We start from the raw sequence: 375 nt of genomic DNA, 5'->3' as shown, positions 1-375 counted from the left end.
AGCGGGCAATATTTCTCCTGATATTTCAGAAGTTAAAGTAACTAATATTTTTTTAGACGATACCAGGGTAAAAATTGATAATAAAAATAAACATTATCTTATCTGTTCTTTCTTCAGTAAAATCCGTAAAGGAAATGTTGATGGGCTTTATTATGTTTTATGGGATAAAGAAACCAATAAAGAATTATTGAATAGCACTACTACATTTAGTAATGAATTTCGAGAAGAAGTTAGAGCTGAAGAAAACCTAAAAGCAGCGTTTAATCAGTTTTTTTTAAAAAATATCATCCTAAGAAAAGATGGTGGTTTTATGATCATTGCGGAGTCTGCTTATGTAACTTCAAGAGGTAACTCTTTTAATAGATGGGATTACAT

Annotated in this window: 1 protein-coding gene; it reads left to right on the top strand. The window is 29.3% G+C overall.

From position 1 onward, the window contains the following. Positions 1-375 (top strand): hypothetical protein (locus CWC16_RS20025; protein WP_212747471.1); only part of this gene is annotated, 375 nt, incomplete at both ends.

Source organism: Pseudoalteromonas sp. S3776 (assembly GCF_005886915.1).
GTDB lineage: Bacteria > Pseudomonadota > Gammaproteobacteria > Enterobacterales > Alteromonadaceae > Pseudoalteromonas.
Note: the sequence above shows the minus strand (reverse complement) of the source record. Positions and strands in the feature narration are given on the sequence as shown.